The following is a 21,524-nucleotide window of genomic DNA, read 5'->3' on the forward strand; positions in this document are numbered from 1 at the left end:
TGCGCCGCAGGCAGACATGAAAAAAGCCCGCCAAGCGGCAGGCCTTTACAACCGGGGGCACAGGTTCACGTGCCGTCCGGAATTTCATTCTTTCAAGCGCCGACTGCCATCCGCTGGCCGCCGGACATATGATCCTCCTGCGGATCACGCAGAACGTAGCCGCGGCCCCAGACGGTTTCGATATAGTTTTCGCCGCCCGTCGCGTTGCTGAGTTTCTTGCGCAACTTGCAGATGAAAACGTCGATGATCTTCAGTTCCGGTTCATCCATACCGCCGTAAAGGTGGTTCAGGAACATTTCCTTGGTCAGCGTGGTGCCCTTGCGAAGGGACAGCAGCTCCAGCATCTGGTATTCCTTGCCGGTCAGATGCACCGCCTTGCCATCGGCCTCAACCGTCTTGGCATCCAGGTTGACCGAGATCTTGCCGGTCTTGATGATCGACTGCGAATGGCCCTTGGAACGGCGGATGATCGCATGGATCCGCGCCACCAGCTCCTCGCGGTGGAACGGCTTGGTCAGGTAGTCGTCCGCACCAAAGCCGAACCCCTTGATTTTGTTCTCGGTATCATCCGCACCGGACAAGATCAGGATAGGGGTTTCAATGCGGGACATGCGCAGCTGGCGCAGCACCTCATGGCCGTTCATGTCCGGCAGCCCCAGATCCAGCAGGATCAGGTCATAATCATAGAGTTTGGCCAGATCGATCCCCTCCTCGCCCAGATCCGTCGAATAGACGTTCAGGTTGGCGTGGGTCAGCATCAGCTCGATGCTTTTTGCTGTGGTCGGATCATCCTCAACCAAAAGAATGCGCATATTTTATTCTCCGCCTGTACACTGTTTCCCTCAGGTCTCGTTAACCTTGGTGGAAAAAAGTTAATGGCCCGTTACCATGATGGTTAATTTACGAATTCAACTCAAGGGCGGCCCCGTCTATTTTGCGTCCGGATTGCGGAATTTCTTCAACCGTGTGGTTTTCAGCGCTTCTTCACCGTGGTCGGCCACGGCGGCAACCCAGCTGCGGAACTCCTCCTCGCTGAGTCCGTAGCGGCGCATGGCCTCGGTCTGCGGCAGCAGGCCGTAGAGCACGCCGCGCACAACCGCAGCCTTGCGCGAGGCAACCCAGCGCTTGGTCGTTTCCGGCGGCAGATCCGCCCGGGTCATGATGGTTCCGTCCGGCAGGGTGACCGCCCGCGGGCCGTCGACTTTCTTCAAAAACATCCGTCTTCCCTTTGAAGATCTTTTTCGTTGGGGTCCTGGAAAAAGAATTTCCGAACAGGCTTAACGGCGCGTGAACCACCCCCCTTGAGAGTCGTTAGGATTTTCCTATATTCTGCGGCGCCTGCCCCCTTGCCTTCAGGAGCTGCCCCATGGCGCTGGACCACAACACCACCTTGAACTCGCTCGGCTTTGCCAAGCCGCCCTCGGAAACCCGGGTGGTGGTTGCCATGTCCGGCGGCGTCGACAGCTCTGTTGTTGCAGCATACTTGGCCGATCAGGGGTATGACGTGGTCGGCGTGACGCTGCAGCTCTATGACCACGGCGCGGCGCTGGCCAAGAAAGGCGCCTGCTGCGCAGGGATAGATATCCACGATGCGCGCCGTGTGGCGGAGGAGCGCGGCTTCCCGCATTACGTCCTGGATTATGAGAACATTTTTAAGGATGCGGTGATTGACGAGTTCGCTGACAGCTATTTGGCGGGCGCGACTCCGGTGCCCTGCATCCGCTGCAACGAGCGGGTGAAGTTCAAGGACCTGCTGGAGACCGCCAAGGATCTGGAGGCCGACTGTATGGCCACCGGCCACTACATCCAGCGCAAGATGGGCGCACACGGGCCGGAGCTGCACAGCGCCGAGGATGCCAACCGCGATCAAAGCTATTTCCTGTTCTCCACCACGCCGGAGCAGCTAGACTTCCTGCGCTTCCCGCTGGGCCACCTGCCCTCCAAGGATGCGACGCGCGAAATGGCGGCCCAGTACGGGCTGGCGGTGGCGGACAAACCCGACAGCCAGGACATCTGCTTTGTGCCGGATGGCAACTATGCCTCGGTGATCGAGAAGCTGCGCCCGGGTGCTGCAGAGCCGGGTGAGATCGTGCATGCGGACGGCCGGGTGCTGGGCAGCCACGAGGGGGTGATTCACTACACCATCGGCCAGCGCCGCGGTCTTGGTATCGGCGGTCTGTCCGAGCCGCTTTACGTGGTGAAGCTGGACGTCGACAAGAAGCAGGTGGTGGTCGGCCCCAAGGACTTGCTGGCCACCCGCACCATTCCGGTGCGCGAGATCAACTGGCTGGGCGACGAACCCTTCACCAGCCGGGACGAATGGCATCTGAAGGTCAAGGTCCGCTCCACCCGCCCCCCGCGCGAGGCGATCATCCGGCCGCTCAGCGACACCACCGCCGAGGTGGAGCTGCTGACCCCTGAGGAAGGCGTCTCCCCCGGCCAGGCCTGCGTGTTCTATGCCAGCGAAGGCTCCCGCATCTTCGGCGGGGGCTGGATCTGGCGCGGCTACTGAGGCACGGCGCTCTGTCAAGGAAGGCGCAGCCTCCGCGCGACAGCGCGGCTTGTCCTTTACAGAGCATGCCAAACCAAAATTGTACATGCGCCTGAGGGCAGTCCTGCCCTCAGGCGCTTCTCAGCAAAAAAGATCCAGCGTTTCAAATTTTCACATCGCCCAGCGTTCAGCGCCTCCGCGACGGCAAGCTCCGCGCGGGTGCGCAAGCGCACGCGCCGCCAGAAGCCGCGCGCCGGAGGCTCCAGCCTCCGGCGCGCTTGCGTCTCAACTCCCGGGCAAACGGTCCAGCACCGCGCGGGCGGCCCGCAGCCCGGGCGCTTCGCCGCCCTCGCCCAGCCGTTGCATGGTCAGCTGCATGGCCTCCAATTGCGCCCCAGGGTCCGCGGCCAGCGCCGCCAGCTGCCTGGCAATATTCTCAGGCGTGCAGTCGGGCCCCAGGCATTCCGGCACCACACGGGTCTCGCTCACGAGATTGATCAGCGTCACCGTGTCGATCAGCGCCATGCGCTTCATGATCTGCCAGGTCAGCCACTGGAACTTGTAAGCGATGACCATCGGGGTGCCGGCGGCGGCCAGTTCCAGCGAGACGGTGCCGGAGGCGGCCAGCGCAAGATCCGCCGCGGCAAACGCCGCGCGTTTGTGTGCCTTGGTGGTGGCAGTCTCAAACCGGTTCGGATCGACCAGCACCGTGCCTGCGGGCCAGCTTCGCAGCGCCTCCTGCACCAGCCCGGCCACCGGCGCGGCGGCGGGCACGACAATCCGGTACTCCGGGTGCGCCGCGGTGAAGCGCTGCAGCGCGCCGCCGAAATCCGGTGCCAGCCGCGCAACTTCGGAGCGCCGCGAGCCGGGCAGAGCCAGCACAAACGGTGAATCGCCCAGATCGAATTCTTCCCGGAATGCAGAGATCTCCGCATCCGTGGCCTGCGGTTCGGCAACCACCGGGTGGCCGACGAAGTCGCAGTCCATTCCCGCGGCCTCCATGCAAGGCGGCTCAAACGGCAAGAGCGCCAGCACGTGGTCAATCACTTCCGCCATCTTCACGGCCCGTTTGGGCCGCCAAGCCCAGACCGAGGGCGCAACATAATGCACTGTGCGGATGTTGCTCTTCTCTTTCACCAGTCGCGCCACGCGCAAGCTGAAATCCGGGCTGTCGATGGTGATCAGAACATCCGGGCGGGTCTCCAGCACCGCGTCAGCAGTTTCCCGGATGCGGCGTTTCAGATGGCGGTACTTGGGCAGCACTTCCGCCAGCCCCATCACCGACAGCTCATCCATCGGAAACCGCGAAACCAGCCCCTGCTCCGCCATCAGCGCGCCGCCGATGCCATCGAAGCTGACGCCAGGTGCCAGCTGTTTCAGCCCTGCCATCAGCGCCCCGCCCAGCCGGTCGCCCGAAGGCTCACCGGCCAGGATGAACACCCGAAGGCTCATGCCTCACGCAGCCACAGAAACAGGCCCAGCCGGTCACAGGCCGCAATCACCGCGTCCTGGTCCAGCACGATGACGCCGCCCGCCTCAAGAACGATACCGGAGAGTCCGGCCTTCGCAGCAGCCTCAACTGTTTCCACCCCGATCGTCGGCAGGTCAGCGCGGCGGTCCTGCGCGGGCTTGGGGGCCTTGAACAGCAGCCCGCCCTGCCCGTCCGGGCGCTCCGCCAGCGCGGACAGCATCCAGTCGGTGCCAAAGATATTTTCCACCGCAATCGCTTGCCGCTTGCGCACGGCACAGGACTGGCCGATGTCGGCAGCGGACATGGCAGCGACGATCTCTGCGCCGCGCTCCGCATCCGCCCTGTCCAGTTCGCCCGGCTGCACCTTGGTCGGCACGCCTGCGGCCATCAGCAGATCCGGGGCAACCTCATGCGCGGCGCGCACATCGAAACCGGCCTGCTCGAAAATCCCGATGATCGCCCGCAGCGCGCCGTCATCGCCGGCGGCAAGCGCCCCCTGCAGTACCGGCACCAGCGGCAGTGTGGCCGCATCAATCGCCGAAGGGTCGATATTCGGACGCTGCACCGCACCTGCCATGCAGATTTCGGTGACCTCCGCGGCCTTCAGCCTTTCGAGAAAGGAGCCAAGCTGTTCGAACCGGAACGTGATTTCGGGATCCACCGCATCCGGTTCCGACCCCGACATGGCACAGATCAGCGGACGGCCCACAGCCCGGGCGGCCACTTCGGCGGGCAAGCCGCCGGTGCCTGCAATCAAAGCCAGCATGGCATCAGCCCCCCGGTGTCAGGAAGGAGCGGTCGCTTTCACCGGTGATGAAGGCAACGATCTCCTGCACGTATTCGCTGTCGGTCTCCCCCCCCAGCCGCTTGGCGCGCTCCTGGAAGGTGCCTTCGCCCTGCGCCAGCATCTGGAAGGCCGCGCGCAAGGCGGTGATGTCGCTGCGCGCCACTCCGCGGCGTTTGAGGCCGACCAGGTTGAGGCCGTCCAGCTCGCCGCGCTGCGCCTGCACCAAGCCATAGGGGATCACGTCGTTGGTCACCATGGTGACCGCACCGATAATCGCGCCTTTGCCGATCCGCACCCACTGGTGGATGCCGGACAGGCCGCCGATGATGACGTCATCCTCCAGCACGCAGTGGCCCGCCACCGCGGCGGAGTTCACCACGATCACCCGGTCGCCGACCTGGGCATCATGGGCAATGTGGCAGCCTGCCATGAACAGGCCGTCGTCGCCGATTTTGGTCAGCCCGCCGCCGCCCTCGGTGCCGGCATTCACCGTCACATGCTCGCGGATGCGGTTGCGCTTGCCGATCACGGTCCGGCACTTCTCGCCCTTGAACTTGAGGTCCTGCGGGATCTCGCCCAGAACGGCAAAGGGAAAGACGACCGTCTCGTCCCCGATTTCGGTGTCGCCGGTGACGACAACGTGAGACTTCAGAACAACCCGGTCCCCCAGAACCACGTCGGGGCCAACCACGCAGAACGGGCCGATTTCGCAGTCCTTTCCAAGTTTGGCGCCCTTTTCGATCACGGCACTGGAGTGAATCCGGCTCATGTTCATCCGTCCTTCTGCACGTCAACCATGGCCGAGAATTCGGCCTCTGCCGCCACTTCGCCATCGACGGTGGCACGGCCGGTGAATTTGAAGATCTTGCCGCCGGGTTTGCCGCGCAGGGTCTCCACATGCATTTCCAGCACATCGCCCGGCACCACCTTGCGGCGGAATTTGCACTTGTCGATGTTCATGAAGTAGATCAGCAGATTGGTGTCGACCATATCCATGCCGACCCCCAGCATCACGCCTGCGGTTTGCGCCATCGCCTCGACGATGGTCACGCCCGGCATGATCGGGGTGCCCGGGAAATGGCCCTGGAAGTGCGGCTCGTTCATGGTGACATTCTTGATGCCGCGCGCCGATTTGTAGCTGTCGATATCGACCACCTTGTCGACCAGCAGGAACGGGTAGCGGTGCGGCAGGATCCGCTGGATCAGGTGAATATCAGCGCTTTGCAGCTCGGTGGTCATGGTTGGTTTCCCATTTCTTCAAATGTGCTGCGCCGTCCCTAGCAAGCAGGCGGCGTTTGGGCAAGTTCGCCGGCTCAGCGATCGCCATCCTCTTGCGCGGCGCCGTCCCCCAGCACCGCGTCAACCCGGGCGATGGCCAGGCTGGTGATGTCGGCGGCATCCGCGCTCAGAAACACCGAGGAATGATCAAGGATCGCGCCCGCGCCGGTTTCCCGCAGGATCTGCTGCAGCACCGGCAGCGAGGCGTTGATGAATTCGCGCCGGGCCTCTTCACCCATCTGGTTGATTTCGCGCAGCTTTTGCTCCTGACGGCGGCGGGTGTCCTGCACTTTCTGGTCGAAAGCATCGGCCAGAGCGCGGAACGCTTCCGGCTCCATCCCGCTGCGGCGCTCCGTCAGTTCCAGCTCTTCGCTGCGCAGTTCGGCCTCGATGCGGCGGTTTTCCGCGGTCAGCACCGCGCCCTCCGCCTCCATTTCCCGCTCAACCCGCTTGCCAAAGGCGCTTTCGGAGAACAGCCGCTCAGGCTGGATGGTGAGGATGCCGCTTTGCGGCAGCCCCAGCTGGTAGCCGCGCCCCGAACCCGGCGCCGGCTGCACCGTGTCCTGCGCCAGAACGGAAGCAGGCCCGAAACAGGCCAGCGCCACGGCAAGACCGCGCGCCGCCCAACAGCCGGGAGCCTGCTGCCGCACCAGATCAGAACCTCGCCTGCAGGGTCAGGTCAAAGGGTTGCTCCTCGTCGAAGTCCTCTTTCTTGAGAGCTTTGGAGAAGTTGAACCGCAGCGGGCCAAAGCCCGTGGTCCACAAGAGCGAGAAGCCGACTACGTGACGGAAGGACCTGTCACGCCCCACGATGCCGTTGCCGGAGTTAAAACCTGCGGTGTTGACGTTCTGCAGCCCCCAGAGGCCGCCGACATCATAGAACAATGCGCCGCGCAGCCCCAGTTCTTCCGGCAGGCCGAGCGGGAACTCCGCATCAAAGCGCGCAACCGCATAATAGTTACCGCCGAGGAAATCATTATAAAATCCGCCATTCGGATTTCCGTTATTCTGATCCCGCGGCCCGATACCGCCGGGTTCAAAGCCCCGGATGACAGAGGGGGTCAGAACGAAGCGGTCGATCGTGCGGCTGTTACCGCCGCCTTCCCATTGGAACGCCCCTGCTTCCAGGGTCGCGCGCAGGGTAACCTCTTCATTCAGAATTTTCCGCTGCGCAACAAGTTTGGTGGTTGCCTTGATGTATTCGGAATCACCGCCCAGCCCGGCATAATCAGCTCCGATTTCGACCAGAAAACCTGCGTTGGGGTCGAGCCCGGTCAGACGGCTGTCGTACCTGTAAGTGACACCGAGGGCGCTGGATGTAAGCTCACCCTGCCTGATTTCGCTTTGGATGACCGGACCCGCCAGATTCTGGTTGGTGTCATCATCATCAAACTGCATCTCATCCGCGTCCCAGGTGTAGCGGACCTGCAGCGACGAGTCCTCGCCTGTGTTGAATGTCAGCGCCGGACGGAAGAAGACGCGTTTTGTTTTATACTCCGAGAAGCTGGAGTCCGTTTCATTCAGACCAAGGTCCAGATCGAACTTCAGCTCCCGTCCCAGCAGGAACGGTTCGGTGAAGCCAAGGACATAGGAATCCGACTCCGTCGCCGTGGCGATATTGAACGACAGCCGCTGGCCGCGGCCCAGGAAGTTGTTTTCGCTCAGACCAACACTGACACCGAAACCGTCGGTGACCGAGTATGCACCGCCGAGGTTCAATGAACCGGTCGGCTGCTCCTCGACGTCCACGTCGACAATGACCTGATCCGAAGAGCTGCCCTCGCGGGTTTCCACATCAGCGTTGGCGAAGAAGCCCAAGGCCCGGATCCGTTCCGCGCTGTTGCGGATCGAACGCGGGTTGAACGGGTCGCCTTCGACAGAGCGGAACTGCTGGCGGATCACCCGGTCCAGAGTGGTGGTGTTGCCCTCGATGTCGATCCGCTCGACGAACACCCTCGGACCGCGCGTCAGCACGAACTCGATATCCAGTGTCAGGTCCCGGTCGTTGCGGGTGACACGCGGCTCGACCCGCAGAAAGTCGATTTCGTTGCGGACGGCCAGCCCCTCCATCCGGTCAATCGCGTTCTCGACCAGCGTCGGGGAATAGACCACTCCGGGGCGGATCTTCAGTGTGGAACTGAACAGGTCGGCGTCAGCTTCCGGCATTTCACTGGTCACCGAAATGTTGCCGAACCGGAACTGCTGGCCCTCGGTGACATCCACAACCAGGAAAACGGCATCACGTTCTTGGGTGACTTCGGCATTGGCGCTGTTGACCCGGAAATCAACATAGCCGCGCGACAGGTAGAAGTCCCTCAGCACCTGCTTGTCGAACTCCAGACGGTCTTCAATCAGGGTGTCCGAGCGGATGAAAGTGCGCAGCAGACCGGCCTGCTTGGTTTCCAGAACCCGCCGCAGGCGGCGGTCGGAATAGACCCGGTTGCCGGTGAATGACACGCGCTCAACTTCGATGGTGTCGCCTTCGGAAATCTCGAAGACCAAATCGACGCGATTGTTGGTGCGGCGGATGATACGCGGGGTCACGCGGGAGGCCAGACGGCCCTGAACGCTGTAGGCTTCTGCAATCAGCCCAGCGTCGCGCTCAGCCTGCGTGGGGCTGAAGACCCGGCGCGGTGCGGACTCGATGATGTCGCTCAGCGCGTCGTCCTTGAGGCGGCGGTTGCCCTCGAAACTGATCTGGTTGATGGTCGGGAACTCGGTGACCTTGATCACCAGCGTGCTGCCCTGCGGCACGATTTCGACTGTTTCAAATACGCCACTGTCAAGAATGCGCTGGTAGGCATCGTTCAGCTCGCCCGCGCTGACCGTCTGGCCGCGTTCGATGCCGGTATAGGCGACAACAGTGGACGTTTGAATCCGCTGGTTGCCCTCAACCTGAACCGAGGTGAAGCGGTAGCTTTGCGCCTCCGCCGGCAGCGGCGACAACGCGTAACCCAGCGCAACTGCCAAAGAAATGGCAGAAACTTTACGGTACAATATATTGATGCCCGACTTGCGCTCACTACAGGACTTGCCTGTAACTTTCCCCCAAACCATTTTTTCTGAACCCGATTATTATAGCAGCTTTGGCAAGTGCGTACCGGGTTTGAAAGCGGTTGTCAAAACCATCAAAGCGCATTCTGGCAGCATCCGGCGCGACGGGCTTGCGCGCCGGTTGCGGGAATCACAAAGTAGAGAGCCAGGCACCTGCGGTCAGGGCGCCGAGAATGGCAAATCCGGTCAGCGCCCGGTCCCAGTTCAGCCGCATCAGCAGGCCGAGGCCGCGATAAGAGTGCGAGAGTGTCTGCATCGGTCATCCCCCTGTCCAAGTCCACCTGCCCGCGGTGCAGCGCTTTGGCAGCCGCCGCGGGTTGATGAAACGTTAACGGGGGAATGTGGCAGCAGTTGGGCGGCACCGTGGCCGCCCCTTGGCACTCCCGCCTGCCGGATCAGCAGAACAGGTCGTTGCCGATCGCGAACACCATCAGCGACAGCACGATGGCAATGCCGAGCGACATCAGCACCCGCACCGCCCGGTCGCTTGGCGGACGGCCCGCCACAGCCTCATAGGCGTAGAACATCAGGTGGCCGCCATCCAGCGCAGGCACCGGGAACAGGTTCAACAGCCCGACTGCGGTCGACAGCACAGCGATAAAGCGGATAAAGCTTTCCGCCCCCTGGCTGGCCATCGCGCCGGAGGTTTCGGCGATGCCGATCGGACCCGACAAGTTGCAGGTGCTGATGGCGCCTGTGATCATATGCTTCAGACCTGACAGGGAAGTCTCGACCACTGCCCAGACCTGGTAGGCGCCAGCCGCCAGAGACTCGCCAAAGCCGGCCGAGTCGGTTGCAGGCTCAAACGCCAGCCCGCCGATGATGCCGATCCGCCAGCGGGTGGTAAAGCCGCCGTCCGGCAGCGGCTCATCCGTGCGGCGGGGCGCCAGGGCCATTTCGACACTTTCGCCGCCGCGCAGCACATCCAGCACCAGAACCTTGCCGTCTGCGGCTTCCACGTGCTCCTTCAGCTGGTCGAAGGACACCAGCGGCTTGCCGTCTACGGCGACGATCAGGTCTTCCGGCTGCAACCCGGCGTCCGATGCTGCGCTGCGCGGTACCACGCCGCGGACATAGGGCGGATACAGATACGGACCGCTGACACTGAGCTCAGACCCGCCGCGGCGCACCTGGTACTCCAGCGGCTGCTGCTGCGGCAGTTCTTTGCGGAAATCTTCCCAGGCATCGGCATCCAGGTAGCTTGGTACCGCCAAGCCGCCTGCTGCAATCAGCTCATCCCCCTCTTGCAGCCCGCTTTCGACACCTGGCAGCGGCGCCATGTCCCCAACGGTCAGCGGATCACGCATCACCCCCTGCGACATGGCAACGGCGGCAAAGATGATTGCCGACATCACGAAGTTGAAGACCGGGCCGGCCGCGACGGTTGCCGAGCGGGCCCAAAGGGGGGCGCCATGCATGGTCCGGCGCAGGTGCTCCGGATCCTCCGCAGCCGCCTGCATAGCCTGCGCATCCTTGCCCGAGGCCGCATCGGCATCGCCAAGGAACTTCACGTAGCCGCCAAAGGGAAGCGCCGCGATCTGCCAGCGGGTGCCATGCTTGTCCACCCGGCTCCACAGCACCGGGCCGAAACCGATCGAGAACACTTCTGCGTGAATGCCCGACCAGCGGCCGACGATGTAGTGGCCGTATTCATGAACGGCCACAATCACCGACAGCGCGATGACAAAGCTGGCGATCGTATAAAGAAAACCGCCAAACTGCGGGACAAAAGCAAGTATGTCCAAAGATCTACCCTATGTGTTTTTCTGCGGCCCTGACGGCCTCTTGACGTGCGAGATGGTCAACCCGGGTCACGTTATCAAGTGTCATTGCGGCATCGATGAGGCCGCTCTCCGCCGCAAACCGCTCCAGCACGGCCTCGGTTACCGCGGCCATTTCGGTAAAGCGGATGCGGCCGGCAATGAACTCATCCAGCGCCTGCTCCTTGGCCGCATTGAACGCCGCGCCCATCATTCCGCCCCGCTCCATCACCTCATAGGCCAGCCGCAGCGCCGGATAGCGGGCGGGGTCAGGGGCGCGGAAATTCAGCTGGCCGATCCGGGCCAGGTCCAGCCGTTCAACCGGCAGATGCTGGCGGTCCGGCCAATGCAGCGCATAGCCGATGGCGTGCCGCATGTCCGCCGCTCCCAGATGCGCCATCAGCGCCCCGTCGTTGAAACCGACCAGAGCGTGAACCAGGGATTCGGGATGCACCAGCACCTCGATCTGATCCGGGCGCACACCGAAGTATTCCCGGGTTTCAATGACTTCCAGCGCCTTATTGAACATCGACGCGCTATCGATGGTGATCCGCTGCCCCATGTCCCAGTTGGGGTGCGAGGACGCCTGCGCCAGGGTCGCTTTAGGCAGATCCTCCAGCGGCCAGTCGCGGAACGCCCCGCCTGAGGCGGTGATGACAACCCGTTCGACCGCTTCGATGTCCTCGCCGACCAGTCCCTGGAACACCGCCGAATGCTCGCTGTCCACCGGCAGCAGCCGGGCGCCATGCTTTTCCGCTGTTTCCAGCAGCAGCCGTCCTGCGCAGACCAGCGACTCCTTGTTTGCCAGCGCCAAGGTTGTGCCGTGCTTCAGCGCCTCCAGTCCCGGAGCCAAACCAGCCGCGCCGACGATGGCCGACATGATCCAGTCTGCCGGGCGCGCTGCGGCCTCGACCAGGGCCGCCTGCCCTGCGGCGGCCTCTACGCCGGACCCTTCCAGCGCCGCGCGCAAATCGGGCAGACGGTCTTCATAAGCGGTGACAGCCACCTCAGCCCGCAGCGCGATGGCGTCCTCCGCCAGCTGCGCGATATTGGCGCCGCCGGTCAGGGCCACGACATCATAGGCTTCAGGCGCGCGCCGGATCAGGTCGATGGTGTTCTGCCCGATCGACCCGGTAGCGCCGAAAATCGAAACGTTCCGCATAGTTCTTCCTGCCTGGTTATCCCCAGATGGCGGTCACGGCCAGGAACATGGCCGCGGCGCCCAGCATCCCGTCGAAACGGTCGAACAGCCCGCCGTGCCCGGGGATCAGCGCGCTGGAATCCTTGACGCCCATCTTCCGCTTCAGCGCGCTTTCCGCAACATCGCCGGCCTGGCTGGCCATCGCCAGCAGCACTGACAGCACCACGATACCAAAGCCCAGCCCCATCTGCGCGGCAAACAGTGCGCCCACGAGGGCGGCGGCCAGCCAGCCGGCAGCGGTGCCGCTCCAAGTCTTCTTGGGGCTGACGCGCGGCCAGAACTTGGGCCCGCCAATGATCTTGCCCGCAAAATACCCTGCCACATCGGTCGCAACCACAATGCCGATCAGCCACAGCATCCACTCGACCCCCATCTGGCCGCGCAGCCAGATGAAGCCGAAGCCCGCAAACAGGACCCAGATCGCGCAGCCGGAGAAATAGTGGCGGTTGCGTTCGAACTGGCTGAAGCCGGCCGCAACCGGCGCAGCCAGCAAGGGAACCACCCAGATCACCGGCAGCAGCGCCGCCAGCAGCACCGCAACGGCAGAGACTGCGCCCAGCTGCAGCGCAAGGCCGCCGCGTTCCGGCGCCAGCATCCGCACCAGTTCCCAGATCATGCCGCCGCAGCAGAGCGCGATCATTCCGTCAAAGACCAGCCCGCCGGCCCAGACGGCATAGCCGCCCGCAAGGACCATCACGATGGCCGACAGCACCCGCGGCAGCAGGTCGGCCCAGCGGCCCTTGGCAGCGCTCATGTCTTGACGGCCCCGAAGCGGCGGTCGCGGCGTCCATAGCTGCCGCACAGCCGCGCCAGTTCCTCAGCGGTGAAATCCGGCCACAGGGTGTCGATGAACTCATACTCCGCATAGGCCGACTGCCACAGCAGGAAGTTCGAAATCCGCGCCTCGCCGCTGGTCCGGATCACCAGATCCGGGTCCGGCAGCACATGGGTGTCCAGATAGCGCGGCAGGGTTTCCTCATCGACGTTTTCCGGGTCCAGGCGGCCCTCGGCCACATCCCGCGCCAGCCGCTTGGTGGCCCGGGCCACCTCATCGCGGCCGCCATAGTTCAGAGCGATGGTGAGCTGAGTGCCGCCGTTGCCCTCGGTCTTGCGCTCAAGCTTGTCCATCAGGTCAATCAGCTTGGCATCCAGCCGCACCCGGTCGCCAATAAAGCGCACCCGGACATTCTTTTCTGCCAAGGCATTCATTTCCTTGGAGATATAGCGGCGGAACAGGCTCATCAGACCGGCCACTTCGGTCTGTGTGCGTTTCCAGTTTTCGGTCGAGAAGGCAAAAATGGTCAGATATTCCACGCCCAGACTTGGGCAGCACTCGACAACTTCACGAACCCGGCGCGCACCGGCATGGTGGCCAAACAGCCTTGGCCGCCCGCGGGCCTGCGCCCAGCGGCCATTGCCGTCCATGATGATGGCCACGTGGCGCGGGCCAGAGCGGACCGCCGGAGCTTCTCCGGCGGGGCTCATCTGCGGATTTGCATCTCCCGGCATAATGCGCCGTCAGACCTGCATAATCTCGGCTTGCTTGGTCTCAAGCGCCTCGTCCACATGTTTTATCATCTTGTCGGTCAGCTCTTGCACCTCAGCTTCCCAGAACTTCTGATCATCTTCCGACATGCCGTCGGCCTTGGCCTTCTTGATCTGGTCCATACCGTCGCGGCGGACGTTGCGGATCGACACGCGGGCGTGCTCGGCGTACTGGCCGGCAACCTTGCCCAGCTCGCGGCGGCGTTCCTCGTTCAGCTCCGGGATCGGCAGCATGATAATGGTGCCGTTCAGCTGCGGATTAATGCCCAGGCCGGATTCGCGGATCGCTTTTTCCACTTTGCCGACCAGGCCCTTATCCCAAACATTGATGGTGACCATGCGCGGCTCAGGCACGTTGACGGTGCCGACCTGGTTGATCGGTGTCGGCGAGCCGTAGGCATCCACCATCACCGGCTCCAGCATCGAGGCCGAGGCGCGGCCGGTGCGCAGCGATGCAAATTCAGTGCGCAGGTTGGCCATGGCGCCGTCCATGCGGCGTTTCAGATCATCGGTATCCAGTTCAAAATCATCAGACATGCTGCTCTCTCCCCTTATCTGAGGCGGTCTTCCCTTGGCTCATAAGCCATTGGAAGGCTGATGTATAGCGATCATGCGGGGGAATTGCCGCCCCCCTTGAGCGATACGGTGCTCCGGCGCGCGCTCCCGCATCCTTGCAAATAGCCCGTCCGCAACGCTTTTCCTGCTATTGCTGCGGCCGGGCGGGACCAGATTGCGGGCTGCGGACGCCGGTCCCGGCCGGTCCCTGCCTGCGGCAGAAAGAACGCGGGCCGAAATTAAAGCCCGCGCTCAGATTCCCGCAGTGTAAGAGGCGGTTAGCCCTGGACCTTCGTGTAGGTTCCCTGACCCGACAGGATACCGCGGAATCCGCCCGGCTCATCCAGCGGGAAGACGATCAGCGGCAGGTTGTTGTCGCGGGCCAGCGCAATGGCAGAGGCATCCATCACCTTCAGCCGCTTGGCGAAGACGTCGTCATAGCTGATCTCGTCGTAGCGGACCGCGTCCGGGTGTTCCTTGGGGTCCTTGTCATAAACGCCGTCGACGCCGTTCTTGCCCATGAAGATCGCCTCGCACGCCATTTCATTGGCGCGCAGCGTCGCAGCGGTGTCGGTAGTGAAGTAAGGGTTGCCGGTGCCGGCCGCAAAGATGCAGACCCGCTTCTTCTCCAGGTGGCGCACGGCACGGCGGCGGATGTAGGGTTCCGCCACCTCATCCATGCGGATAGCCGAGATCACCCGGGTAAAGACACCCATGCCTTCCAGTGCCGACTGCATCGCCAGCGCGTTCATCACCGTGGCCAGCATCCCCATGTAGTCGGCAGTGGTGCGCTCCATCCCCTGGGCCGAGCCGGACAGTCCGCGGAAGATGTTGCCGCCACCGATCACCATGCAGATCTCGACGCCCATGTCGCGCACCGACTTCACCTCGCGGGCGATGCGCTGCACGGTCGGCGGATGAAGGCCGAACCCCTGGTCGCCCATCAATGCCTCGCCGGAAATTTTCAGCATGACGCGTTTATAGGCGGCGGCCGGATCCAGCTCCGGCTTGTCTTGCGGTTGAGGCATGTTGCGCTCCAGAAGATGTGAGGGTTAATTTGCGCGCAAAATGGAGTAAATCGCTGCGGGTTTCAATGCGCGCAGCGCGGTTTCCGCCGAGTTTTGCGGAACCGGCATCAAAGACGGATCGCAACCGCATGAACCTGCCCGACATCGACCCGGATCTGCCTGTGCTGATCGCAGGCCCCACCGCCTCCGGGAAGTCCGCCCTGGCGCTGGAGATTGCCGCCCGTCAGGGCGGCATCATCGTCAACGCTGATGCCAGCCAGGTCTATGACTGCTGGCGTGTGATCACCGCCCGCCCCTCGCCAAAGGAGGAAGCCCAGGCGCCGCATGCGCTGTACGGCCATGTGGCGTATGACGCGGAATATTCGGCCGGCCACTGGCTGCGCGAGGTGCTGCCGCTGCTGGACGGCCCGGAGCGGCTGATTATCGTCGGCGGCACTGGCCTGTATTTCACCGCGCTGACCGAAGGCATGGCCGAGATCCCGCCCACGCCGCCTGCGGTGCGGGCCGAGGGCGACGCGATGCCGTTGGAGGCGTTGAAGGCAGAGCTCGACTCCGAAACCGCCAGCCGCATTGATCTGCAAAACCGCGCCCGTGTTCAGCGCGCGTGGGAGGTGCTCAAGGCCACCGGACGCCCGCTGGCCAGCTGGCAGGACGACACCCCTGCCCCGGCGCTGCCGCTGTCCCGCTGCACCGCAATGGTGCTGAATTCGGACAAGGCGTGGCTTGAGGGCCGCATCCGCAAGCGGTTCGGCCTGATGCTGGATCAGGGCGCAATGGCAGAGATTGAGGCGATGCAGGACCGCTATGACCCCGCCCTGCCCTCCTGCAAGGCGATCGGGGTGCCGGAGCTGATGGGCTATGCCCGGGGGCAGCTCACCCTGGCGGAGGCCGAAGAGCACGCCGCCATCGCCACCCGGCAGTTTGCCAAGCGCCAGCGCAGCTGGTTCCGCGCCCGGATGAAGGATTGGCGGCAGGTGGCGCTGCCGTAAACGGACGGCGCCCAGCAGGCGGGTCAGTAAAATACCTCTCAGTTTCCGCTTTTTCCGGCGGAAACTTGCCAGAATCAGCGTTTTCTGGCCTGTTGCGGCAATCTTTTTTACTGCCCAAGGCAACAGATGCCATTTGATCCAGATTTTTCCGGGGACATTCATACCGCCCCGCTTCTCAGCCTAAGCCCTGACGGCGCCTGGCAGACCTCGCTGTCGCACAGCCGCCGCGAACACCTGCTGATCTGGATCACCCGCGGACAGGGCCGTATGTGTCTCAATGGCGGGCAGCGCGGATTCGGGCCGCACAGCGCCATCTTCATCCCGGCTGGCACACTGTGGTCTGCAGAGTTCTCCCGCCAGTGCCTGGGCCACGTTCTGACGATGACCGGTCCGCTGCTGCCGCCCTTTCCCGAAACGCCCTGCCACAGACGCTTCACCAGCCTCCAGGAGCAGACCCGGCTGACCACCCTGTTCGAAGCGATCAGCCGCGAGCAGGCCGCACAGGCACCGTTCTGGCGGCGCGCCGTGCAGGCGCAGTGCGAACTGGCCGCCATCACCCTGAGGCGCCAGCCGGACCCCGGCGCGCACTCCGCGCGCCAGACTGCGGCGCAGCGCCTGTGCCGGGCCTATTGCCAGCGCGTGGCCGGGCTGCAGGACCGGCAGGCTGCAATGGCGGATCATGCCGCAGCTCTCCAAGTGACGCCGACCCACCTGACGCGGGTCTGCAAGGCCGAGACCGGCAGGACCGCCGCTGCCCTGCTGACCGAACGCCAGCTTCATTCCGCACGCACTCTGCTGATCGCCTCCGACCTGGCCATTCGCGACATCGCCTCCCAGCTGGGCTTCGGCAGCGCCGCATATTTCACCAGATTCATCACGCAGCACACCGGCCAGTCCCCAAGCGCCCTGCGCAAAAAAGCACGCGCGAAATCCCAATAGGTTGATCCGCTTGCAGATTCTCGCATGTTTGCCAGCTGGCACCTGGTTTGGCCCCTATTACTGGGCAGTTTTGAACAGTATGCGGCCGTATGCCCTTTCCGTTTACAAAAACGACGCCGCAAATGTCGTATTTCTACCGTGAAACGACGAAACTGTGCATTGACGAAAGGGCATATCTCTGCCCGAATGCAGCTATGGGGAAACTTTAATCCGAAACGTGCTTCACAAACGCTCAGCCAGCCGCTGAGCCGATAGCCGTTTCGTAAGATAATACAAACAAACGCTACAACAGGGAGACCTAAATGACCAAAGACACTATCAACGGAGCCCCGGTGCACTGGGCAGCAAAAATGCATGCCAAGGAAGTTCTGGAGGGCAAGCTCGGCCGCCGCGAATTTCTGACCCGCACCACCGCCCTGGGTGTAACCGCAACTGCAGCCTATGGCATGATTGGCCTGGCCGCGCCGGCCAAGGCCGCTGAAGGCATGCAGGAAGGCGGCACCTTGCGCGTGCAGATGGAAGTCCGGCCGCTCAAGGACCCGCGCACCTACGACTGGTCGCAGATGGGCAACCTGACCCGCGGCACCCAGGAATACCTGGTGGAATACAACAATGACGGCTCCATCAGCCCGATGCTGCTGGAAAGCTGGGAAATCAACGAAGACGCCACCGTATACACGCTGAATGTCCGCCAGGGCGTCAAGTGGAACAACGGCGACGATTTCACCGCAGAGGACGTGGCCCGCAACATCGCCGGCTGGTGCGACAAGTCGGTCGAAGGCAACTCCATGGCCGGCCGTTTCGGCACCCTGATCGACGCCGACAGCGGCCAGGCCGTCGAAGGCGGCATCGAGGTGGTGGACAGCCACACCGTGAAGCTGAACCTGCCGTCCTCGGACATTTCGCTGATCGCCGGCATGGCCGACTATCCGGCAGCCATTGTGCATTCCTCCTTCCAGACCAACGACTTCCTGAGCAACGTCGGCACTGGCCCTTACGTGCTGACCGAACTGGAAGTGGGCGTGAAGGCGGCACTGGAGCGCAATACGGACCACACCTGGTGGGGCGAAGCCGAATTTGGCAAGCCTGCGCTGGACCGCATCGAATACATCGACTTCGGCACCGATCCGTCGTCCTGGCTTGCGGCGCTGGAATCCGATGAAGTCGACATGCTCTATGAATCGGTTGGCGAATTCATCGATGTGATGGACGGCCTCGGCTACAAGAAGTCTGAAGTCGTGACCATGTCCTCGATCGTGATCCGTCCCAACCAGCTGGCGGAAATCGACGGCAAGAAGCCTTACGCAGACAAGCGCGTCCGCAAGGCGATCCAGATGGCGGTCGACAACTCGGTCTGCCTGGAACTGGGCTATGGCGGCCGCGGCGAGCCTGCGGAAAACCACCATGTCGGCCCGATCCACCCGGAATACGCCGAACTGCCGCCGCAGAAAGTGGACCCGGAAGGCGCCCGCGCGCTGATGGAAGAAGCAGGCATGCTGGACTTCGAGCATGAGCTGCTGTCGATCGACGACGACTGGCGCCGGAACACCACCGACGCGGTTGCCGCGCAGCTGCGCGACGCTGGCATCAAGGTGAAGCGGACCGTGCTGCCGGGCTCGACCTTCTGGAACGACTGGGCGAAATACCCGTTCTCCTCCACCAACTGGAACCACCGCCCCCTGGGCGTGCAGATCTGGGCGCTGGCCTACAAGTCCGGCGAAGCCTGGAATGAGTTCGGCTGGGCGAACGAGGAGTTCGACGCCCTGCTGGCCGAAGCCCTGTCGATTGCCGACGCGGACAAGCGCCGCGAGATCGCCAAGAAGGGTGAGATGCTGATCCAGGAGGAAGGCGTGACCATCCAGCCGTACTGGCGCTCGCTGTACCGCCACATGCGCGAAGGTGTCATGGGCGCGGACATGCACGTGTCCTTCGAGCATCACCACTACAAGTGGGGCTGGGCCGCTTAAGCCGGCTCCCGGCTCCGCTCCGGCCTCCTGCACCGCCCCGCCCGGGGCGGTGCGATCCAGCTAAGACGATAAGAGACCCGCACCTGCGCACGGGTCCGATCCGCCAGACTGACAGGGGACCCCATGGGACTTTTCATTCTCCGACGCTCGGGCGTGATGCTGCTGACGGCCTTGTGCCTGACGTTCATCGTGTTTTTCCTGACGAACCTCTACCCTAACCTTGAGAAACTCGCCAAAACCCAAGGCAACTTCCGTATGTCGGATGAGGCTGTGGCCAGCTGGCTGGATGCCAACGGCTATGGCGGCACGATGGTCTCCAAGTACGGCCAGTGGCTCGGTGTGCTGCCGGGCTGGACCCGCGAGACCGAGACAGGCATCACCGGCCGCTGCATCACTGGCGCTGTCAGTGCAGAGCAAGCCGCCGAAGCCCCCACATTCTGCGGCATTCTGCAAGGCGACTGGGGATATTCGACCCGGTTCAAGGATGAAGTCTCGTCAATCATCACCGAAAGGCTCGGCAACACCGGCCGCCTGATGTTCTGGGTGCTGGTGCTGATGGTGCCATCGGCACTGATCATCGGCGTTCTGGCGGGCATGCGCGAGGGCTCGGCCACCGACCGGACCCTGTCCACCGCGTCGATCCTGACCACGGCAACGCCCGAATACGTCTCGGGCGTGATCTTCATCGCCGTGTTCACGTCGTCCACGGTCGGTCTGAAGTGGTTCAAGGGCACCGCAACCTCAGCGATGGATAATCCGACATTTGAGAATTTCTTCCTGCCGGTGCTGACCATTGCGCTTTACGGCATGGGATACATCGCCCGGATGACCCGCGCCTCGATGACCGAGGTGATGACGGCGCAATACATCCGCACCGCGCGCCTCAAGGGCGTGAGCTTCCACAACATCGTTCTGAAGCATGCGCTCAGGAACGCGCTGATTGCCCCCTTCACCGTCATCATGCTGCAGTTCCCATGGCTGCTGAATGGCGTGGTGATCGTCGAAACCCTGTTCAACTACAAGGGCTTCGGCTGGGTGCTGGTGGAAGCGGCGGGCAACAATGACATCGAACTGCTGCTGGCCGTCTCCGTGGTCTCAGTCGTCGTGGTGCTGGTCACCCAGCTGATCTCCGATATCGGCTATGTGTACCTGAACCCGCGTATCCGGATCTCTTAAGGAAGGCAGCTGAGCATGGAACCTCTTGGTTTTTTTGAAATCACCCTGCGGATCATCTACCAGCTGTCGCCGGTCTGGATTTCACTGGTGATCCTGTTTGCACTCTCGATCGGCTTCAAACGGCGGCTGGGTCTTTACGGCAAACTGTTTGACAGCCCCATCGGCATGATCGGCTTCGGACTGGTGATGTTCTGGGTGTTCACCGGCATCTACGGTGCCATGGACATGATCGTCACCCATGACCCGCTGACCCAGGTCTCGGGCATGAAGAACAAGCTGCCCGGCACCCCGGTGCGCGGTGCAGGCGAAGAAGAGTACCAGTATTACCTGCTGGGCGGCGACAACCTGGCCCGCGACGTGTTCAGCCGGCTTGTGAAAGGCGCCTGGGAAGTCATCAAGATTGCCCCGATGGCCGCGGTCTTTGCCTTTATGGTGGGGATCACCCTGGGCCTGCCCGCGGGCTATTACGGCGGCAAGCTGGACACCGTCCTGTCCTTTGCGGCGAACCTGATCCTGGCCTTCCCGGTGATCCTGCTGTTCTACCTGCTGGTCACACCCGAAATCGTTGCCACCGGCGTGCCGAACTATATGGCGATCGTTCTGTTCATCTTCCCGATCATCTTTGTCGGGGTGCTGCTGAACTCGCGCTATTACACCCGCCCCAAGCTGCGCAACTGGCTGCTGCCGGTTGTGCTCGGGACCATCATCTGGTTCTACCTGCAGCTGGTGTCCAACGGCGGCTACCTGATCAACACGCCGGAATACGCGATCTGGGGCCTGCCCCGGGCGATGGACCTCTTTGATATCCCTGGCGGTATCCTGGTGGTGTTCGTGTCTGTTGTCTTCGTCAACTCGCCCACGGTGTTCCGCATCGTGCGCGGCCTGACGCTGGACATCAAAACCCGCGACTATGTGGCGGCCGCCCAGACCCGCGGCGAAGGCCCCTGGTACATCATGCTGTGGGAGATCCTGCCCAACGCCCGCGGACCGCTGATCGTCGATTTCTGCCTGCGCATCGGCTACACCACCATCCTCTTGGGTACTCTGGGCTTCTTTGGCCTTGGCCTGCCGCCGGAAAGCCCGGATTGGGGATCGACCATCAACGACGGGCGCAAGCTGCTGTCGATCTACCTGCACCCGGCGCTGCCGCCTGCTTTCGCGCTGCTGACACTGGTGCTTGGTCTGAACCTGCTGGCCGACGGCCTGCGCGAAGAGAGCCTGAAAGACTGATCCGAACCGGCGGGACCGGGGGCCAGCCCCCGGACCCCCGGGATATTTGAGGC

Annotated in this window: 21 protein-coding genes; 6 read left to right on the forward strand and 15 right to left on the reverse strand. The window is 63.1% G+C overall.

All coding sequences use genetic code 11. The features are described from left to right. Positions 1-92 precede the first annotated feature (92 nt). Both ctrA and sciP read right to left on the reverse strand, forming a co-directional pair. The gene (ctrA, locus tag AC5STI_RS05575) at positions 93-812 is read right to left on the reverse strand and encodes a response regulator transcription factor CtrA (protein ID WP_495445971.1); all 720 of its coding nucleotides are present in this window, start codon (positions 810-812) and stop codon (positions 93-95) included. Positions 813-929: 117 nt separating this feature from the next. Further along, positions 930-1,217 (reverse strand): CtrA inhibitor SciP, encoded by a 288-nt coding sequence (gene sciP / locus AC5STI_RS05580; RefSeq protein WP_008557698.1) that lies wholly within the window; start codon positions 1,215-1,217, stop codon positions 930-932. Positions 1,218-1,366: 149 nt separating this feature from the next. On the opposite strand from sciP, the gene mnmA reads away from it, so the two are divergent. Further along, on the forward strand, positions 1,367-2,512 hold the full coding sequence (mnmA, locus tag AC5STI_RS05585) for a tRNA 2-thiouridine(34) synthase MnmA (protein ID WP_495445972.1): 1,146 nt from the start codon (positions 1,367-1,369) through the stop codon (positions 2,510-2,512). A gap of 264 nt (positions 2,513-2,776) precedes the next feature. Here the strand turns inward: mnmA and lpxB are convergent, their stop codons facing one another. The 13 genes from lpxB to pyrH all read right to left on the reverse strand — a co-directional run bounded on the left by lpxB (position 2,777) and on the right by pyrH (position 15,170). Next, on the reverse strand, positions 2,777-3,943 hold the full coding sequence (gene lpxB, locus AC5STI_RS05590) for a lipid-A-disaccharide synthase (protein WP_495445973.1): 1,167 nt from the start codon (positions 3,941-3,943) through the stop codon (positions 2,777-2,779). After that, a complete protein-coding gene (locus AC5STI_RS05595; RefSeq protein ID WP_495445974.1) occupies positions 3,940-4,728 on the reverse strand; it encodes an LpxI family protein in 789 nt (262 codons plus the stop codon). Before AC5STI_RS05595 ends, lpxB begins: the two co-directional genes overlap by 4 nt. A 4-nt stretch (positions 4,729-4,732) precedes the next feature. After that, complete coding sequence (lpxA, locus tag AC5STI_RS05600; protein WP_490397897.1) at positions 4,733-5,518, reverse strand: acyl-ACP--UDP-N-acetylglucosamine O-acyltransferase; 786 nt, start codon at positions 5,516-5,518, stop codon at positions 4,733-4,735. Between the two features lie 2 nt (positions 5,519-5,520). Next, positions 5,521-5,988 carry a 3-hydroxyacyl-ACP dehydratase FabZ gene (gene fabZ / locus AC5STI_RS05605; RefSeq protein WP_475052372.1) on the reverse strand — a complete coding sequence of 156 codons (468 nt, stop codon included), beginning with the start codon at positions 5,986-5,988 and terminating at the stop codon, positions 5,521-5,523. Positions 5,989-6,062: 74 nt separating this feature from the next. Then, a complete protein-coding gene (locus AC5STI_RS05610) occupies positions 6,063-6,632 on the reverse strand; it encodes an OmpH/Skp family outer membrane protein (RefSeq protein WP_475053149.1) in 570 nt (189 codons plus the stop codon). Between the two features lie 49 nt (positions 6,633-6,681). Beyond that, a complete protein-coding gene (bamA, locus tag AC5STI_RS05615) occupies positions 6,682-9,084 on the reverse strand; it encodes an outer membrane protein assembly factor BamA (RefSeq protein ID WP_495445975.1) in 2,403 nt (800 codons plus the stop codon). A 127-nt stretch (positions 9,085-9,211) separates the two neighbouring features. Beyond that, a complete protein-coding gene (locus AC5STI_RS05620) occupies positions 9,212-9,337 on the reverse strand; it encodes a hypothetical protein (protein WP_495445976.1) in 126 nt (41 codons plus the stop codon). 139 nt (positions 9,338-9,476) lie between these two features. Beyond that, on the reverse strand, positions 9,477-10,826 hold the full coding sequence (gene rseP, locus AC5STI_RS05625; RefSeq protein WP_495445977.1) for an RIP metalloprotease RseP: 1,350 nt from the start codon (positions 10,824-10,826) through the stop codon (positions 9,477-9,479). A 4-nt stretch (positions 10,827-10,830) separates the two neighbouring features. Then, entirely contained in the window at positions 10,831-12,003 is a 1,173-nt protein-coding gene (dxr, locus tag AC5STI_RS05630; protein WP_495445978.1) for a 1-deoxy-D-xylulose-5-phosphate reductoisomerase, read from the reverse strand. 16 nt (positions 12,004-12,019) lie between these two features. After that, complete coding sequence (locus AC5STI_RS05635) at positions 12,020-12,796, reverse strand: phosphatidate cytidylyltransferase (RefSeq protein ID WP_490397902.1); 777 nt, start codon at positions 12,794-12,796, stop codon at positions 12,020-12,022. Then, complete coding sequence (uppS, locus tag AC5STI_RS05640; protein ID WP_490397903.1) at positions 12,793-13,551, reverse strand: undecaprenyl pyrophosphate synthase; 759 nt, start codon at positions 13,549-13,551, stop codon at positions 12,793-12,795. The genes AC5STI_RS05635 and uppS overlap by 4 nt, the downstream gene beginning before the upstream one ends. Positions 13,552-13,560: 9 nt before the next feature. Then, positions 13,561-14,124, reverse strand: coding sequence for a ribosome recycling factor (gene frr / locus AC5STI_RS05645; RefSeq protein WP_019296156.1), 564 nt, complete (start codon positions 14,122-14,124; stop codon positions 13,561-13,563). A 296-nt stretch (positions 14,125-14,420) separates the two neighbouring features. Then, positions 14,421-15,170: a UMP kinase gene (pyrH, locus tag AC5STI_RS05650; RefSeq protein ID WP_475052385.1), complete on the reverse strand. Its 750-nt coding sequence runs from the start codon at positions 15,168-15,170 to the stop codon at positions 14,421-14,423. Between the two features lie 128 nt (positions 15,171-15,298). Between pyrH and miaA the strand changes: the two genes are divergently transcribed. The 5 genes from miaA (at position 15,299) to AC5STI_RS05675 (ending at position 21,471) form a co-directional block, all read left to right on the forward strand. Then, the gene (gene miaA / locus AC5STI_RS05655; protein ID WP_495445979.1) at positions 15,299-16,159 is read left to right on the forward strand and encodes a tRNA (adenosine(37)-N6)-dimethylallyltransferase MiaA; all 861 of its coding nucleotides are present in this window, start codon (positions 15,299-15,301) and stop codon (positions 16,157-16,159) included. 126 nt (positions 16,160-16,285) lie between these two features. Then, a complete protein-coding gene (locus tag AC5STI_RS05660; RefSeq protein ID WP_495445980.1) occupies positions 16,286-17,098 on the forward strand; it encodes a helix-turn-helix transcriptional regulator in 813 nt (270 codons plus the stop codon). 302 nt (positions 17,099-17,400) lie between these two features. After that, positions 17,401-19,065, forward strand: a complete 1,665-nt coding sequence (locus tag AC5STI_RS05665) for an ABC transporter substrate-binding protein (RefSeq protein WP_495445981.1) — start codon at positions 17,401-17,403, stop codon at positions 19,063-19,065. Positions 19,066-19,188: 123 nt separating this feature from the next. After that, positions 19,189-20,241, forward strand: coding sequence for an ABC transporter permease (locus AC5STI_RS05670; RefSeq protein WP_475052395.1), 1,053 nt, complete (start codon positions 19,189-19,191; stop codon positions 20,239-20,241). 15 nt (positions 20,242-20,256) lie between these two features. Continuing rightward, complete coding sequence (locus AC5STI_RS05675; protein ID WP_495445982.1) at positions 20,257-21,471, forward strand: ABC transporter permease; 1,215 nt, start codon at positions 20,257-20,259, stop codon at positions 21,469-21,471. Positions 21,472-21,524 lie beyond the last annotated feature (53 nt).

This window comes from Leisingera sp. CC-HEC096, from assembly GCF_059429235.1.